Source organism: Rhizobium sp. P2_G9 (genome assembly GCF_056403475.1).
Genome location: NZ_JBFUFK010000036.1, coordinates 12,641 through 27,651 on the forward strand (window position 1 = coordinate 12,641; position 15,011 = coordinate 27,651).

Annotated in this window: 16 protein-coding genes and 1 pseudogene; 10 read left to right on the forward strand and 7 right to left on the reverse strand. The window is 61.2% G+C overall.

Annotated elements, in window-relative coordinates; genetic code table 11:
- Nucleotides 1-5: 5 nt before the first annotated feature.
- Nucleotides 6-1,910, reverse strand: a complete 1,905-nt coding sequence (locus AC1DYF_RS26340) for a potassium transporter Kup (protein WP_477879998.1) — start codon at nucleotides 1,908-1,910, stop codon at nucleotides 6-8.
- A gap of 204 nt (nucleotides 1,911-2,114) precedes the next feature.
- Between AC1DYF_RS26340 and AC1DYF_RS26345 the strand changes: the two genes are divergently transcribed.
- The 6 genes from AC1DYF_RS26345 to AC1DYF_RS26370 all read left to right on the forward strand — a co-directional run bounded on the left by AC1DYF_RS26345 (nucleotide 2,115) and on the right by AC1DYF_RS26370 (nucleotide 5,539).
- On the forward strand, nucleotides 2,115-2,636 hold the full coding sequence (locus tag AC1DYF_RS26345; RefSeq protein ID WP_477880000.1) for a hypothetical protein: 522 nt from the start codon (nucleotides 2,115-2,117) through the stop codon (nucleotides 2,634-2,636).
- 253 nt (nucleotides 2,637-2,889) lie between these two features.
- Nucleotides 2,890-3,771 carry an aldo/keto reductase gene (locus AC1DYF_RS26350; protein WP_477880002.1) on the forward strand — a complete coding sequence of 294 codons (882 nt, stop codon included), beginning with the start codon at nucleotides 2,890-2,892 and terminating at the stop codon, nucleotides 3,769-3,771.
- A gap of 96 nt (nucleotides 3,772-3,867) precedes the next feature.
- Nucleotides 3,868-4,554 (forward strand): BON domain-containing protein, encoded by a 687-nt coding sequence (locus AC1DYF_RS26355; RefSeq protein WP_477880004.1) that lies wholly within the window; start codon nucleotides 3,868-3,870, stop codon nucleotides 4,552-4,554.
- A gap of 49 nt (nucleotides 4,555-4,603) precedes the next feature.
- The gene (locus tag AC1DYF_RS26360; protein ID WP_477880006.1) at nucleotides 4,604-4,744 is read left to right on the forward strand and encodes a hypothetical protein; all 141 of its coding nucleotides are present in this window, start codon (nucleotides 4,604-4,606) and stop codon (nucleotides 4,742-4,744) included.
- Between the two features lie 124 nt (nucleotides 4,745-4,868).
- On the forward strand, nucleotides 4,869-5,333 hold the full coding sequence (locus AC1DYF_RS26365) for a YbhB/YbcL family Raf kinase inhibitor-like protein (protein ID WP_477880008.1): 465 nt from the start codon (nucleotides 4,869-4,871) through the stop codon (nucleotides 5,331-5,333).
- Nucleotides 5,334-5,350: 17 nt separating this feature from the next.
- A complete protein-coding gene (locus AC1DYF_RS26370; protein ID WP_477880009.1) occupies nucleotides 5,351-5,539 on the forward strand; it encodes a DUF3008 family protein in 189 nt (62 codons plus the stop codon).
- 229 nt (nucleotides 5,540-5,768) lie between these two features.
- Here AC1DYF_RS26370 and fba read toward each other — a convergent pair whose 3' ends face one another.
- The 3 genes and pseudogenes from fba to AC1DYF_RS26385 form a co-directional block, all read right to left on the reverse strand.
- The gene (gene fba / locus AC1DYF_RS26375) at nucleotides 5,769-6,833 is read right to left on the reverse strand and encodes a class II fructose-bisphosphate aldolase (RefSeq protein ID WP_477880011.1); all 1,065 of its coding nucleotides are present in this window, start codon (nucleotides 6,831-6,833) and stop codon (nucleotides 5,769-5,771) included.
- Between the two features lie 277 nt (nucleotides 6,834-7,110).
- Nucleotides 7,111-8,419, reverse strand: a pseudogene (locus tag AC1DYF_RS26380) (Nramp family divalent metal transporter).
- A 65-nt stretch (nucleotides 8,420-8,484) separates the two neighbouring features.
- On the reverse strand, nucleotides 8,485-8,832 hold the full coding sequence (locus AC1DYF_RS26385) for a response regulator (RefSeq protein WP_477880012.1): 348 nt from the start codon (nucleotides 8,830-8,832) through the stop codon (nucleotides 8,485-8,487).
- A gap of 186 nt (nucleotides 8,833-9,018) precedes the next feature.
- Between AC1DYF_RS26385 and AC1DYF_RS26390 the strand changes: the two genes are divergently transcribed.
- The gene (locus tag AC1DYF_RS26390) at nucleotides 9,019-9,723 is read left to right on the forward strand and encodes a Crp/Fnr family transcriptional regulator (RefSeq protein ID WP_477880013.1); all 705 of its coding nucleotides are present in this window, start codon (nucleotides 9,019-9,021) and stop codon (nucleotides 9,721-9,723) included.
- Nucleotides 9,724-9,748: 25 nt separating this feature from the next.
- On the opposite strand, the gene AC1DYF_RS26395 is transcribed toward AC1DYF_RS26390, so the two are convergent.
- Nucleotides 9,749-9,985, reverse strand: a complete 237-nt coding sequence (locus AC1DYF_RS26395; protein ID WP_477880015.1) for a DUF6894 family protein — start codon at nucleotides 9,983-9,985, stop codon at nucleotides 9,749-9,751.
- 241 nt (nucleotides 9,986-10,226) lie between these two features.
- On the opposite strand from AC1DYF_RS26395, the gene AC1DYF_RS26400 reads away from it, so the two are divergent.
- The 3 genes from AC1DYF_RS26400 (at nucleotide 10,227) to AC1DYF_RS26410 (ending at nucleotide 13,913) form a co-directional block, all read left to right on the forward strand.
- Nucleotides 10,227-11,516 carry a DUF763 domain-containing protein gene (locus AC1DYF_RS26400; protein ID WP_477880017.1) on the forward strand — a complete coding sequence of 430 codons (1,290 nt, stop codon included), beginning with the start codon at nucleotides 10,227-10,229 and terminating at the stop codon, nucleotides 11,514-11,516.
- Entirely contained in the window at nucleotides 11,506-11,931 is a 426-nt protein-coding gene (locus tag AC1DYF_RS26405) for an HD domain-containing protein (protein WP_477880019.1), read from the forward strand. Before AC1DYF_RS26400 ends, AC1DYF_RS26405 begins: the two co-directional genes overlap by 11 nt.
- 269 nt (nucleotides 11,932-12,200) lie before the next feature.
- Nucleotides 12,201-13,913, forward strand: coding sequence for a sensor histidine kinase (locus tag AC1DYF_RS26410; RefSeq protein WP_477880020.1), 1,713 nt, complete (start codon nucleotides 12,201-12,203; stop codon nucleotides 13,911-13,913).
- Nucleotides 13,914-13,918: 5 nt separating this feature from the next.
- Here AC1DYF_RS26410 and AC1DYF_RS26415 read toward each other — a convergent pair whose 3' ends face one another.
- Complete coding sequence (locus tag AC1DYF_RS26415) at nucleotides 13,919-14,299, reverse strand: response regulator (RefSeq protein ID WP_477880022.1); 381 nt, start codon at nucleotides 14,297-14,299, stop codon at nucleotides 13,919-13,921.
- A 446-nt stretch (nucleotides 14,300-14,745) separates the two neighbouring features.
- Nucleotides 14,746-14,994, reverse strand: coding sequence for a hypothetical protein (locus AC1DYF_RS26420; RefSeq protein WP_477880024.1), 249 nt, complete (start codon nucleotides 14,992-14,994; stop codon nucleotides 14,746-14,748).
- Nucleotides 14,995-15,011 lie beyond the last annotated feature (17 nt).

Here is a 15,011-nt window from a genome sequence, read left to right on the forward strand (position 1 = left end):
GATCATTACACCGAAACCTGGGTACCCAGTTCCACGACGCGGTTGGCGGGCAAGCGGAAATAGTCCGACGGGTCGGCAGCCGCGGCCGCGAGCGAGATGAACAGCTTGTCCTGCCAGCCAGGCATGCCCGAGGTCGGGTCGGAGATGATGTTGCGGCGGCCGACATAGAAAGAGGTGGTCATGATGTCGAACTTGAGCCCGCTCTTGCGCATATGTGCGAGAGCCTGGGTGACGTTGGGCTGATCCATGAAGCCGAAGCGCAATCGCAGCACCGAGAAGCGATCCGAAATCTTTTCGACGCTGCCGCGCTGGTCAATCGGTATGCTCGGCGTCCCTTCGGTGCGGATCGTCAGGATGATGATCTGTTCGTGCAGAACGTGATTGTGCTTGATGTTATGGAGCAAAGCCGGCGGCGTGAATTCCGGCTGCGAGGTCAGGAAGATCGCCGTGCCCGGCACCGGATAGGGACCGTGATCGCTCTTGCGCTCAATCGAGCGGATGAAATCGGCGAGCGGGATATTGGTGCGCTGCGCCTTCTCGGCGATGATCGCAGCACCCCGCCGCCAGGTCCACATCACGACGATGACCAGGCTGGCGATCATGATCGGCACATAGCCGCCGTCGAGCACCTTGAGCAGATTGGCAGACAGAAAGACCAGTTCCAGCAGGAAGAGCGGCGCCACGATGGCGAGCACGGCCGGCGGGCTCCATTTCCATTGCACGCGCAGGAAGAAATAAAACATCACCGTGGTGACCACCATCGCGCCGGTGACAGAGATACCGTAGGCCGTGGCCAGCGCGTCGGACGTCTGAAACAGCAGCACCAGCATCATGACACCGAACAGCAGCACGGTGTTGATGCCCGGCAGATAGACCTGGCCGGTCTGGGAGACCGAGGTGATCAGCACCTCCATGCGCGGCAGGAAGCCGAGATGCATGGCCTGCTGGGTGAGCGAGAAGGCGCCGGTGATCACCGCCTGACTGGCGATGATGGTCGCCGCCGTGGCCAGAAGAACTATCGGCAGCAGCGCCCAATGCGGGAACATCAGGAAGAATGGATCGGACGCATTGGCAGGGTTGTTCAGCACCGACGCGCCCTGACCGAGATAATTGAGCGCCAGCGACGGAAAAACCACGGCGAACCAGGCCCATTGGATCGGCCGACGGCTGAAATGGCCGAGGTCGGCATAGAGCGCCTCCGCCCCCGTCACCGTCAGGAAGACGGAGCCGAGCACCACGAACCCGGTAAAGCCGTGCTGGAAGAGAAAAGAAACTGCGTACCACGGGTTGACGGAGAGGAAGACCGAGGGCGCATCGAGGATATGGGCGAGCCCGCCGAGAGCCAGGGCTGCGAACCAGACCAGCATGATCGGCCCGAAGAAGGCGGCGACCGAACCGGTGCCACGCGCCTGCACTGCGAAAAGCCCTACGAGGATCACCACCGAAATCACCAGCACGAAGCGGGACAGTTCGGGCGCCACGAGCTTGAGCCCCTCGACCGCCGACAGCACCGACAGCGCCGGCGTGATCATCGCGTCGCCGAGGAAGAGTGCCGCGCCGATCAGGCCCATGGCAAGCAGGATGTTGCGAGGGGTGTGTGCGAGCTTCTTGGCAAGCAGTGCCAGCAGCGCCAGCGTTCCGCCCTCGCCCTCGTTGTCGGCGACGAGCAGGAAGGACACATATTTTATGGTGACGATGATCGTCAGCGTCCAGAGCATCAACGAGACGACGCCGATTACCTCTGATGATGAAATTCCATCGCCCGCGACCGGCCGCAGTGCTTCGCGGAAAGCATAGAGGGGGCTCGTACCGATATCGCCGTAAACCACGCCGATCGAACCGATCGACAGGGCCACGAGCTTCCTGAGCGACATCTGTTTGGGCGGATGATGGCCGGCGAGATCGGTCATGAACAGCTTTTTCCGGGGTTATGACAGGGGGCCAGATGTAGTGGCTGTATTGATGCTTCGCATAAGGTTTCGATCGGGATTATGACCGAACCACATAAGGAAACCATAAAGATTGGAAAATCGAAACCTGCGACGCCATTTTTGCGAAACAATCCCGGACGATAAGGATGCTGTGTCGAGCATGCCGGAGGCGTTTTTCAAGCCATGCAGAAGATGATGTGCCACACCGTCAGGATCGCCTTTGCGACGGCAGTTTTGCTTGCAGCACCGGCATACGGTTTCGCCGCGAATCCGTTGGCCGATGAGTACAAGGCGGGACAGGTCTTCACCGGCAAGCCGAAGATGCCGCAATTCAAAGGTCGTGATAAGGCCTACCGGCAGTTCCGCACTCAGATTCGTGACGGCCTTGCGGACGGGGTAAATTTCGCCGGCCATTACACTGTTGTCCAGTTCGGCTGCGGCGCCGGCTGTGTGACCGGTTTCATCGTCGACGATCGCACCGGCCGTGTCTATGACGCACCCCGCGGCGGCGAAGCCAACATGTATCTCATGCTTCAGTACCAGAAGGACAGCCGGTTGATGGTCGCCCAATGGGCGGATGCGAAGAACATCTGCAATCTCGAATTCCTCGAATGGGACGAAGGCAAGTCAAAGGTCCTGTCGAGCCGCAAGGTCGGCGTCACCGACGATTGCTTCAAGGATATCAAGGACAATCTCGGCAAGTGAGGGCCGGTTAGCGGCAACCAGCGTGGCCCCCAAGAAGGCAGCGCGGGTTATGCCGGGATCGGTTGAAAACGACGATCCGCCTGCCCATCTGCTTCTCGGTACCGATGCGATGCGCCTTCTTCGGCCAGAAACTCGATACGCTCACAGGGAATTCGAGGCCTGGAAGGACATGTCGGCCTCCACCGATTTCGACGCCTGCATCCTCCCAAGACTTCCATCGAGATTTCAATCAAGACATTCGAAAGGCATTACCATGTCCGATCTCAACGCGAGCAAATCCGGCACTTTCCACATTGGCGGCACGCTCAAGGTCAATCGCCTCGGCTTCGGCGCCATGCGTGTCACCGGCTCCGGCATCTGGGGCGAACCGGCCGACCATGACCAGTCGATCCGCACCCTCAAGCGACTTCCCGAACTCGGAGTCGATTTTATCGACACAGCCGATTCCTATGGCCCAGACGTTTCCGAACAGCTGATCAAGGAGGCGCTGCATCCCTACAATGGCAGAGTGGTGATCGCCACCAAGGGCGGACTGACCCGGCAGGGTCCGAACCAGTGGCTGCCCGTGGGCCGTCCCGAATATCTCGAGCAGCAATTACACAAAAGCCTGAGGAATCTCGGCGTCGAGCAGATCGACCTATGGCAATTGCACCGCATCGACAGCAAGGTGCCGGCGGCGGAACAGTTCGACGTCATCAAGTCGTTCATCGACCAGGGGCTCGTCAAGCATGCCGGCCTGTCGGAAGTCTCGGTCGATGAAATCAGGGCGGCATCGAAGCATTTCAAGGTCGCCACGGTGCAGAACCGCTACAACCTGGTCGATCGGACCAGCGAAGATGTGCTGGATTATTGCGCGGAGCACGGCATCGGTTTCATTCCGTGGTTCCCGCTTGCCGCGGGCGACCTTGCCCGTCCTGGTTCTCTGCTCGACACGATCGCGCATAAGCACAATGCCGCGCCCAGCCAGGTGGCGCTCGCCTGGGTGCTGAAGCGCAGCCCGGTCATGCTGCCGATCCCCGGCACCTCCAAGGTGCGGCATCTGGAAGAGAACGTGGCGGCCGTCGACATCGCCTTGTCCGATGCCGATTTCGCAGCGCTTGACGCCGAAGGCCGCCGGCAATTCAAGGCGGCCTGAGGCTGAATATTAAATATTCCTGATACGGGAACTGTTGCAGATTCCATGGGTTTCCTCCTTGTCCAGCAAAACAATGCATCCGACAAGGAGGAAACCATGGCGAATTTCAATCGCAATGAACGTTTCAACAATCCGGGGCGCGAGCGCTTCGAGGGACCCTATGGCCGCGACCGCGACTTCCGCCGCAACCGCGGAGATTTTCCAGAATGGGATCGTTACGGTACCTCACGTGATCCCGGTCGCAGCGGCTATCCCGCCGGTGACCGCGAGGCGTGGCAGACCGATGATCTCGGCTATGGCGATTTCGGCTACAATGATGGCGGCTATCGCCGGACCGACCGCGACTATTATGACGATCATGAGCGCGGCTTTGCCCGCGGCTACGGCTATCAGGGCCATGATGACAACCGTTATGGGCGCCGCCGCGATTTCATCGACCGGGCGAGCGACGAAGTTGCATCCTGGTTCGGCGACGAGGATGCCGAGCGCCGCCGCAATATGGACCAGTTCCGCGGCAAGGGGCCGAAGGGCTATATCCGCACCGACGAACGCATTCGCGAAGATGTCAACGACAAGCTGAGCGACGACCCAATGCTCGACGCATCCGATATCGAGGTCAGCGTCGCGAGCGGTGAAGTGACGCTCAACGGCACGGTCAATGCGCGTCAGGACAAACGCCGCGCGGAAGATCTGACCGAAGCGGTGTCCGGCGTGAACCATCTGCAGAACAATCTGCGGGTCAAGACAACCAGCACCACCACCGCGGCCAGCATTGGCAGCTAATTTACCGGGGGGAGGCGGTGCCTCCCCCGCCTATGCAAGGATTGCGGTCATGCAATCCAGAAAGACTCACGACCAACAGATGCGCATCGTCGAGAAGCGCGACAGCACGGCCGGTGGCAACGAAGACCTGGGCATCGAGGCCGACCTCAAGCGGCCCGACGCTGCCGAGGAGGCGATGCGCAGGGGCTAGGACCTCAAAGGCCGTCGCGCGAGTGAGGACGACGACGGCATGACGCTTGGCAACCCGCAGGAAAGCGCGCATCATAAGCGAACTGGCCGGGCATGAGGCCGCGGCCTTTTTACGGGAGGTAATCATGTCACTGGTTCTGATCAGTACGGCCTTCGGCGAAGGCGCGCCCATCCCCGAAAAATTCTCGCGCTTCGGCGAGAACCTTTGCCCGCCGCTAAGATGGAACGGCGCGCCGCCGCACGTGCAGAGCTATGCTCTGGTGGTCGAGGATCCGGACGCGCCGAGCGGCACGTTCAGGCATTGCGGCATCTTCAACATTCCGGCGGAATGGGATGGCCTGCCACAAAGCGTCGATACGAGACCCGATGGCGGCCCGCGCTTTGCGGAGAACGATTTCGGCAATATCCGCTATGACGGGCCGCAACCGCCCAGGGGCCACGGCGTTCATCACTACCATTTCAAGCTTGCCGCACTCGACATTCCCAATCTCACCGTGCCGGCCTCGGCCGGGGTCGAGGCGATGTGGCGTGAGGTCAAGAAGCACACGCTCTCGCAGGCCGAACTGGTCGGCACGTTCGAGGTCCACTGAGCGAAAGGAGAACCCTCATGCCCGCAAAATCCGCAGCACAGCAGAAGGCCGCCGGCGCTGCACTGTCGGCCAAGCGCGGCGACACGCCGAAAAGCAAGCTTCGCGGCGCGTCGAAGAGCATGGCCAGTTCGATGAGCGAGAAAGAGCTGGAAAAGATGGCGCACACGCCCCGCAAGGACAAGCCGGAGCACAAGTCGAAAGACTAAGCAGACTTTCGTTGGCAAGCCAACGATTCATCCGCTTAGTCTTTTGTTTTCTCGCAGGCCCTTGCCGGAAAACCGTGGGACACTCTTCCGGAACCTGCTTAGCTCCTGCCAGGCGTCCCATCTTGGTGAGACGATCAGCGCCCTCGGCACGGCACTGGTCCCCGCCGGCATCCTGATGATGGTTGCCGGCAGAACATAGGTCGCCGCCGGAGGGCGACCCGAAGGATCCTCAGCCGAATTTCGGTGCGAGGCTGCCGGACTTGTAGCGCTTGGCCATTTCGGAAAGCGACAGCGGCTTGATCTTGTCGGCATTGCCGGCGGTGCCGAATTGCTCGAAACGTTCCTTGCAGAGCTTGGTCATCGCCGCCATCGCCGGCGTCAGGTATTTGCGCGGATCGAATTCCGATGGGTTTTCAGAAAACACCTTGCGGATCGCAGCCGTCATCGCCATGCGATTGTCGGTGTCGATATTGACCTTGCGCACGCCGTGCTTGATGCCGCGCTGGATTTCCTCGACCGGCACGCCCCAGGTGGGCTTCATCTGGCCACCGAATTTATTGATCATCTCCTGCAGGTCCTCCGGCACCGAAGACGATCCGTGCATGACCAGATGCGTGTTGGGCAGTTTCTGGTGGATCTTCTCGATCACATCCATGGCCAGCACTGCGCCGTCCGGCTTGCGGGAAAATTTATAGGCGCCATGGCTGGTGCCCATGGCCACCGCCAGCGCATCGACCTGGGTGTCCCGGACAAACTCGGCCGCCTGCTCCGGATCGGTGAGCAATTGGTCGTGACTGACAGTGCCTTCGAGGCCGTGGCCATCCTCCTGCTCGCCGCCGCCGGTTTCGAGCGAACYGAGAACGCCGATCTCGCCTTCCACCGATACGCCGGCCCAATGCGCCATATCCGTGACGCGGCGGGTAATGCCGGAATTGTACGGGTAGTCGGCTGCGGTCTTGCCGTCTTCCTTGAGCGAGCCGTCCATCATCACGGAGGTGAAGCCATGCTGGATGGCCGTGGCACAGGTGGCTTCGTTGTTGCCGTGGTCGAGATGCATGACGATCGGGATATCCGGATGCAATTCGACCAGCGCATCGATCAGCTTGGAGAGCACGACGTCATTGGCATAGGCGCGGGCGCCGCGGCTCATCTGCAGGATCACCGGCGAGCGGGTTGCTTCAGCCGCCTCCATGATCGCCAGCCCCTGCTCCATGTTGTTGATATTGAAGGCCGGCACGCCGTAAGTGTGCTCGGCGGCATGATCGAGAAGCTGTCTCAGCGTAATGCGTGCCACGAATATTTCCCCTTGGTTGCGAACGTTTCGCCGGTCTGCCTCTGACCAGGCTTTTCGACCCGGCATTTCAAACGGCTTAAACCGCCTTTAAAATTTTGCCTGTCGTTTCAGGTGCCGTGTGCGACCGCGAAAGTCAAGTGGCGATTTTCCAGCGATTTCGATGCAAAATCATATGATTATTGCCTGCGGCAGAATGTCCGGGGCAGCACATATAAGTTAAATCGATTGTATGACGCGAATATGCGTCATCATTGAAAAGGAACGAGAATTAACCGGCTCAAAAAATCAGCATGGCGATTGAGGCCAGCGCCATCACCAGCGTCGCCCCCCAGCCAAAGACCATCACCGGCGTCGAGACGGTGAAGCGGCCCATCTGGTCGCGCCTGTGGGCGACGACCATCATCGCCGCCATGATCGGCACTGCGACGAAGCCGTTGATCACCGCGCTCCAGAACAGCGCCCGGATTGGATCGATCGGCGAGAATTCGATGACGAGGCCGAGAAGGGTTGCGGCAGTGATGACGCCATAGAAGCCGATCGCCTCCCAGGGCTTGTTCTCGATCCCACATTTCCAGCCTCGCGCCTCGCCGAAGGCATAGGCCGCTGAACCTGCAAGCACCGGCAGCGACAAAAGCCCGGTGCCAATGATGCCGAGGCTGAAGAGCGCGAAGGCGAAATTGCCGGCAATCGGCTTCAGCGCCTCGGCGACGTCGGCGGCGCTGCCGATTTCGGTCTTGCCGTGCGCGTGGAGCGTCGCCGCCGTGCTGATCATGATCGCGATCGCCACGAGATTGGAGACCGCCATGCCCACCGTCGTGTCGATCGTGATACGCCGCAGCTCGCGCGGCGCCTGCTGCGGCTTCTTTTTCAGGGGCTCGGCGCCGGCTCGATCTCTTCCACCTCCTGCGAACTCTGCCAGAAGAATAGATATGGGCTGATCGTCGTGCCAAGCACGGCGACAATGAGGGTGAAGCTATCGCCGTTCGCTGCAAAGCCTGGCCAGACGAAGCCCTTGAGTACTGCGAACCAGTCGATCTTGACCACAAACAGTACGGCTACATAGGAGAGCAGTACAAGCGTCAGCCATTTGAGATAGCGCGCATAGGTCTCATACGTGACGAACATTTGCAGCGCCAGCGAGATCGCCGCAAGCGCGACCGTAAAGACAATGCTCGGGCCGCCGGTCGCAAGTGCCGCGGCAGCACCCATGGCAGCGAGATTGGCGCCGATATTGATGGTGTTGGCTGCAAACAGCATGAAGACGGTGCCGAGCACGAGGGGCTGAGGCAGGAGCCGCCGATATTCTTGGCAAGCCCGCAGCCGGTAACGCGGCCGATCTGGGCGCTCACCAATTGCACCGCCGTCATCAGCGGATAGGTGAGGATCATCGTCCAGAGCATGTTGAAGCCGAATTGCGCGCCAGCCTGCGAATAAGTGGCGATCCCGCTCGGATCGTCGTCGGCCGCGCCGGTGATCAGGCCGGGACCGAGTTGTTCGAGGAGAGCGGCGCGGCGCCAGCGCTTGAGCTGCGGGATGACTTTTTCGGTTGCGGTGGCCGGGGAGGAAGACTCGGCAGTCGTGCTCATGAACGAAGGGGCCTTTCCAAACGCCTCCTGTTAATCCCGATGGGCGACCGAAGTTCCAGCGGCCGTCAACGGTCGAGCAGATGCATGATTTCGGTGTCGAGAAGCTCAGGCTCGCTGGGCTTCGAGAGCCATCTGGCATCGTGCAGGATCCGGTCGCCGACGAAACTGCGATTGGCGCCGGAATAGACGAGGAACGGAACATTTTCCCGAGTCAGGTGTTCCGCCACCGTAACCGAAGGCTCGCTCTGCAGGCTGACCTCCATGACGGCCAGGTCGGGCCGAGCCCCAGAAAACCAGGCATGCGCCTGGGTCACGGAGGCAAGATGCACGATGTTGACGAAGCCTACCCGGCGCAACATGGCTTCGGTGTCGATCGCAATCAACGGCTGATCCTCCAGGAGGAGGACGGTCATACCCAAACGGTCCTTCATGCGACCCCACATTCGAAGCAAGCCGGCTGAGCATAGTGAAGTCCCAGGAAAATATGCGTTTTGTACGCTACCGCACCGGAGGCAGCGACCGTCTTGTCTTACATTTCGGCGACAGATAATCGTGCCGGTCAGCCGGGCCTCGTCTCAGAGCGTCCGAGGGGTCTCCACGTGCAGCAATCCGCTCTTCAGAACCGCATTCTCAGGCTGCTTCCCACAGATTCGTTCGCCGCAATCGGGGATGCATTCGAAGCGGTAGAACTGCCCCGCGCCTATGTCTTCTCCGAACCGCAGAAGGACAGCAAATACGCCTATTTCCCCGAAACCGGGATCGGCTCGATCGTGGCGATCTCGCCGGAGGGTCAGCAGTCGGAAGTCGGGATTTTCGGCCGCGAGGGCATGTCGCCGGCCTATCTCGTGCTCGAAACGGCGATGACGCCCTATTCGATTTTCATGCAGGTGCCTGGCGCAGGGTACCGTATTGCCAACGAGACGCTGTTTGCCGCAGCCCAGACCGATACTGCGTTGAGACGGCTCTTATTGCGCTATGCCTATGTGCTGTCGATCCAGACCGCCTATACCGGGCTTTCCAATTCCATCCATCACATCGACGTCCGGCTCGCCCGCTGGCTTCTGATGTGCCACGACCGCACTCGTAGCGATCAGTTCTCGCTGACGCATGAGTTCCTGGCGGTCATGCTCTCGGTGCGGCGTTCCAGCGTCACCAACGCCTTGCATATGCTCGAGGGCAACCATCTGATCTATTCGGAGCGCAGCCTGATCACCATCCGTGACCGCAAGGCTCTGGAGGATTTCGCCGGAGACGCCTACGGCATTCCCGAATTGGAATATAGCCGACTGATCGGTCCGCTTTGATCGCGCGGCAGACTCTGCACCATGCTCAGGAAAACCGGATTGCATCTCGGAAGGCAACGGTTGCCAGCAGTGCGCCGTGACCGTCTCGAATCTCGAATTTCTGGCCGTCGACGACGTCCCCCGCCCTCACCCTGTCGGCAAGCAGGTGGCGCGCGGATTGCAGCGCTTCGGCGATCGCTGCATCAAGATCGGGCAGTTCGCTGCCGTCAGGATCCTCGATGATCGTCGCGCCGTCGACTATATGGAGATAGAATCTGGGCATGAGGCACTCGGGCTGCGGATATGCGGAAATGGTCTCGGCCGCGGTAGTGGGCGGTACCGTCCGGCTCCTCCCTCCGCCAGACCGGTTGTTCCGTCGCGCGGACAATCCATGCCGCCGCTTCAACGCGACTGGTTTGCATGGCGTCCTCAGATTTGTCCGGTTAACGGGCTTATGCCCAATCCGTTCCGCTCCAAGGCGCGATAATACTTGACTTTTCTCAACAAAAGAACAAATTGAGAACATGACACAAAGGACAGGCAGCGCCGATCTTCCCTTGCATGGCGGTCGCGTGCCGCGCTGGCTCGGGGATCGGATGACACGCCTCGGCGTGCTGATCGCCGAAGCGATCGTGCAGGACTACGGCCGCGACGAATTCCTGCGGCGGCTGGCGCATCCCTTCTGGTTCCAGTCCTTCGGCGCAGTGATGGGCATGGACTGGCATTCCTCCGGCATCACGACAAGCGTGCTCGGGGCGCTGAAACGCGGCCTGCCGCCGCTGTCGCGAGAGCTTGGCCTTTATGTCTGCGGCGGCCGCGGGGCGCAGTCGCGCAAGACGCCGGACGAGCTGGTCGGTGTCGGTGAGCGCACGGGCGTCGATGGGACTGCGTTGGCCCGCACCAGCCGCCTGGTCGCAAAGGTTGACAGCGCCGCGGTGCAGGATGGTTTCGAACTCTACCTGCACGGCTTCATCGTCGCCGATGACGGCAAGTGGGTGGTGGTCCAGCAGGGCATGAACGAGGATCTCAGGCAGGCGCGGCGCTATCACTGGCTGTCGGAAGGGCTGAAAAGCTTCGTCGACTCCCCACATGCAGCCATCGAGGGCCACCAGCAGGGTGAGATCGTCAATCTCACAGACCGCCGCGCAGCACCTTCCCGGACGGGCCAGCTGGACCTGCTGGCCAGCCTCGGCCCTGACGGCATTGTCCGGGAACTGGCTACGGTGGAAGGCAAACCGGTCGCGCCGCCGCAACAGGGTTTTCTGCCGCATCTGATCATGCCTGCACATCACGATGTCAGGCAGGAAGATGTCAACATGCGCCGCCTGCGCGGCAACCTGGCCGCCGCGGCCGATCGCGGGCCGGCCGATTTCGAGGAACTGCTGCTGGTGCCTGGCGTCGGCGCACGCACGGTCAAAGCGCTCGCCATGGTCGCCGAGGTGATACACGGAGCGCCTTGCCGCTTTTCCGATCCGGCGCGCTTCTCACTTGCCCATGGCGGCAAGGACAGACATCCGTTTCCCGTGCCGATCAAGGTCTATGACGAGACGATCCGCACCATGCGATCGGCCGTCCGAAAGGGACGGTTGGGCCGCGATGAGGAGTTGCAGGCCCTGAAGCGGCTGGACGATCAGTCGCGACAGATCGAACACTATGTGACCGGCCCTGACCTCAAGGAATTCGTCGCCGGTGAGTTCGAGCGATCGGCATCCTTCGGCGGCCGAAGCGTCTTCGGCTGGGAACCGGATTGGAGCGAAGCACGTTTCGATCCTGCGGAGACGAAGATCGGCGAGGCGAAGAGCGATGCACAATGACCTTCTGAGGAAAGCCGAAGAGATCGCGGTGGCGGCCCATCGCGGTCAGCTGGACAAGACAGGCCATCCGTTCAGCGACCATTTGCGGCGGGTCGCCGAACAGGTCGGCGGCCGCGACCAGAAGATGGTCGCTTATTTGCACGATGTCGTTGAGAAGGCAGATGGCTGGAGCCTGGATCGGCTCGCCAAAGAGGGCTTTCCTCCGGCCGTGGTCGAGGCCGTCGATGCCATGACGAAGCGCAACGGCGAGGATTATGCCGATTTCGTGCGCCGGGCGGTCGCCGACCCACTGGCGCGGCCGGTGAAGCGCGCCGACCTCAAGGACAATTTGCAGCAGACGGAACGCAGTGGCGCCGATGGCAGCAAATACCGCATGGGGCTATCGATCCTGGAGGAGCAAGCGACAGCCAGTTAAGCCATCTCCGACGGAGCGGAGTTGGGGAAGGCGGAAAGAAAAACGGGTTTAGAGCATGCGGTCCTTCGTGAAGGCCAACGGACTTCAATAGCGAGTGCAGACGGGCAACGCCTCCCGCAATCTCAGGCGCGAGCGAACTTCTTCGCTCAACAACTTCAAGAGCGCGCGCTCATGAGTTTGGTCGATCTTTTGTGATCGATAGAGCTGCGACTTGCCGTTGATTTTACGATCCGCTGGTGTCACATTCCGCGCCGACATCGGGGATCGCAGTGGGATTAGGCAAGCTTTCCAGACGGTTGTTTCTATTGACGCTGGTGGCGCTACTGCCGGCGACGATGGCGCTGTTCTACAACTTTTATGCGATCCAGTCCGCCCGGGACGGCGAGATTCATTCCGCAGCACAGCAGACGGCGCAGTTGACTGCACTCGAATTGGAGCGGATCGTCGGCGGTGCAGAAAACGTGCTCATCGCGCTTTCGGTTGCTCCGGTGGTGCGGGGGCCAGACAGCGCCGCCTGTCTCAGCTATCTTCGTGCCGCCGGCGCGCGCCTGCCACAATTTTCCAGCCTCGCGGTGACGGACAGGCGGGGCATGATCACCTGTTCGCTGCGTGAAGAGAGTCTCGGCACTTCGATCGGCAACCGGCCCTATTTCAAGGAGGCCGTGGAGAAAGGTGGTTTCACCCTCGGCGGCTACATGGTCGGCCGTCTGACGAAGGAGCCGATGTTGCCGATGGCACTGCCGATCCGCGGCGACGATGCGCAGATATCGGGTATGGTCGTCGGCGGGCTGAGCCTCAACTGGCTCAGGCGGCGCATGGGCGAGCGTGGTTTCGCCAAGAACCGCACGCTTGCCATCGTCGACAGCACCGGCATCGTCATCGCGCGCGTGCCCGAAGCCCCCGGCTATGTCGGCCGTGAGGTCTCTGCCCAGTTTCGGGCGCTTCTCGCCGCCGGGGAACCCGGAACGATGACGACGACGGGACGGGACGGCATCGAGCGCATCTACTCCTATTATCCAGCAGCGCCAAACCTGGCACCTGGCCTCTTCGTTACTGCCGGCATATCCACCGAGGAAGCCTATGCCACAATCCACGAAGCCGGCTCGATCGGCCTTGCCATCATCGTCGCCAGCTTGCTGCTCTCCTTCGTTCTGGCGTGGGTCACGAGCACCGAACTGATCCGCCGGCCGGTTCGGACGCTGACCAGCACGATCGCGGCCTGGCGGGCCGGTAACGGCGCGGCGCGCACGGGGATGAGCGAGACAAGCGGCGAACTTGGCATCGTCGGCAAAGCCATCGACGGTTTCCTGTCCGAACTGGTCGCCGCACGGCTCGCGGCGGCGGCGGCCGAAGAGCGGCGCGAACTTCTCGTCCATGAATTGGACCATCGCATCAAGAACCTCCTGGCAACCGTTCAGTCGGTGGCCCGGCAGACGCTCAGATCCGAAGGCACGGGCGACGAGACCGTGAAAGTATTCACCAAACGACTGAATGCACTCAGCGAGGCGCATGGCCTTCTGATGCGGGATGACGGCCAGTCCGCTGGAATGCGCGACATGGTGGAGTCGGCGATCCGCCCGTTTGCCGGCGACAAGGCGACGCAGTTTACGGTGCGCGGCCCGAATTTCCAGGTCAAGGCCAAGGGCGTGTTGTCGATCAGCATGGCGTTGCACGAACTCTGCACCAACGCCGTGAAATACGGAGCGCTCCGAACGTCGACCGGAAAGATCACGGTCGAATGGTCGATCGACAATGAAGGGGAAGCGGACAACGAAATGTTGCGGCTGGTCTGGACCGAAACCGGAGGACCGCCGGTGACTTCGCCCGACAAGCTCGGCTTCGGGTCGAAGATGATCGAGCGGGTGCTCGGTTACGAATTGGAGGCGGAGGTCGAGACTTCGTATGCCGAGAGTGGCGTGATCTTTACGCTGACGACGCCGATGGCACGTGTTCGCCTGGCGCAGACAACAGGCGCCGCCTAGACCCCTCACGCTTCCTGCATTGCCGAGCCGCCCGAAAGCGCCGCCTTGATGGCTGAACCGAGGTCCTGGATCGAGAACGGCTTCTTGATGACCGGCCGATGCGCATGCTCGGTAGCGATCGCGGGTCTGCCATAGCCGGTGGCGAACAGATAGGGCACGCCCTTTCCGGCGATCGCATCAGCCACAGGGAACGACATTTCGCCGTTGAGATTGACGTCGAGAATTGCCAGGTCGAAATCCAGCGTCGCAACCAGCGGCAGCGCGGCTGCCACGCGCGAGGCAATGCCGGCGATCTCGAAGCCCAGTTCGGCAAGCATGTCCTCGATCAGCATGACGACGAACGCCTCGTCTTCTACGATCAGGACACGCGCTGGGGCATCACGCATGCGACACCTCTCTCGCGAGGCCATTGCTGTCGCGGAGAAGTGGGTCTTCAGTGTTGAACAGGCGTTCGGCGCAGCATGCCGACACCCGGTGGAAACACGACACGCGCATGCCGGCGGATGCAAGCCCTGCTCTATTCACAACACATTTCTTCCGGTGGCGCGGTGAAGGCCAGATCGCCCCACCCGCGCTCTCGGCCAGTCCCCCATACGATGCCGGCATACACTGCTCCCGCCAAGAGGTGTTTTGAATTGAGAATTATCAAATTTATACTATCCCCATTTTTTTGCAGATGGAATGAATCGAGGTGTCGATAATGGAAATTCATGCAAGGCTGAGGGCTTTCCACAGCCTCGGGGCTCATGGGCGTGGAGAAAGCGCGCAAGAACGGGCAAATTAGGCCACGGACCGCCGGAAGGTCGAAACAAGAGGCCCGTCAAGCTCGTGCTCAGCGGGCGGGGCGGCCAAGCGATTTGTGGGTCGGCAGCCAGTCGCCATGCGCCTTTGGCGGTTCCGGGTCGGGAGAGGCGGAGCCAGCGGCGGCCGGGCGCTGTGTGCGTGGAGCGGCAGGCACTTGCGGGTCGGCGAGCAGACCACCCACACCGGGGTCACCATGGATGTCGGGAAGACCGGATTGCGCGGGCTGCTCGCATCCAATGGGATCGTCTTGCGATTTTGCTGTCCTGCGGTTGCTCATTGTCCGGCTCCAGGTTT